This window comes from Bifidobacterium imperatoris (genome assembly GCF_002860405.1).
GTDB lineage: Bacteria > Actinomycetota > Actinomycetes > Actinomycetales > Bifidobacteriaceae > Bifidobacterium > Bifidobacterium imperatoris.
Genome location: NZ_NMWV01000057.1, coordinates 1 through 1,223 on the forward strand (window position 1 = coordinate 1; position 1,223 = coordinate 1,223).

2 protein-coding genes are annotated in these 1,223 nt (G+C 54.1%); one reads left to right on the forward strand and one right to left on the reverse strand.

All coding sequences use genetic code 11. From position 1 onward, the window contains the following. Positions 1 to 465: restriction endonuclease (locus Tam1G_RS11410; RefSeq protein ID WP_207797866.1), on the reverse strand; the 465-nt coding region annotated here is incomplete at its 3' end. A gap of 466 nt (positions 466 to 931) precedes the next feature. On the opposite strand from Tam1G_RS11410, the gene Tam1G_RS11415 reads away from it, so the two are divergent. Continuing rightward, positions 932 to 1,223, forward strand: a 292-nt coding sequence (locus Tam1G_RS11415; protein ID WP_423734939.1) for a transposase-like zinc-binding domain-containing protein, incomplete at its 3' end; no start/stop codon positions are given.

Genomic DNA, 1,223 nt, shown 5'->3' on the forward strand with positions numbered 1-1,223 from the left:
CGCGGAACCGTTGGAGAACGCCTGCCAATCCAAATTCGATTCGCGCATGGTATCCATATCAAGGCGCACCAAATCCATATCCGGATGCGAAAGCATGAAGTTCTCAAGTACGGACGTGTAGCCGGCTACTGTGTCGGCAATCATGTAATGCTGATAGCGCTTATCCGCCAGCGCATTCATGAAGAATGTGGAGACATCACCGGCCGCAAGCTTAGGCTTGGAATAGCACTTGGCCTGAATCGCCCACAGCGAGCCATCCACATCCTCGGCAACCAAATCGATGCCAGTATCCATCTTGCCGTCATTGGTAGGCGCTTCATCCCACATCCACACCTGCTTGATGCGCTCCAGCCATGCGGGATCATGTTCAAGGAAGAACTCAACGGCACGCTCGAAACGAGTCCCCTGTTCGCGCTTATCGACCGATTCAGTCACGATTTTTGCGAAAATCTCGTCAATACTCATGTTGAGGCTCCCTCATCGGCTATCGGTACTGGCTTCAAGGATACCGGCGCATTACAGGAAATCCCTACCGCACATGCCGACTGCTTTTCCGCGGACGCTTCATCTACTTAAATACAATTGTTTCACGTGAAACATTGCGGTTCACTTTGCCTGTGAACCTTAAGCAATCCACATATATCGCTCTTATATAATCACGATTTGTATAATCGTGATTATTATTATCGCGATAATATAAGCGCTACATTATCTAAACCACGCACCATGCCATACAGGGCATCCCAGGGTTATAGGCCAAAATGTGTGTCTGTTTTGGCTTGTGAGGCCTTGGAATGATTGGTGTTTCGTTGGTTTGAATGTGGTTGCCGGGACTTTCAGGGCCGGCCAGAATGTGTGTCCGGAATAGGCTGTCAGGCCTTGCACCGCAAGGCCTGGCGGGTGTTTGAATGTCTTCTGTTTGACTGGGTGCATGAGGACACCCGGATGCGCGGCCTGCGGCGGCGAGATGAAAAGGAACGGCACCACCTCGGCGGGGCGAACCCGCTGGAGGTGCAAGGACCCGGGATGTGGTTCATCGACGTCGCGCGTCTATGACGTGAAGGCCCGTGGCCTGCGCTGCGGATTGGATTGGTTGTTTTCGAAGCGATCCCAGGCCGAGCACCGGTTGCCGGCGCGCACGCTGCGCCGCCGGTGCGAACTGATGTGGAGCCTGTGGCCTCCCGTGCCGCTGGTGGACGAGGTCCATCACGTGGTGCATGTGG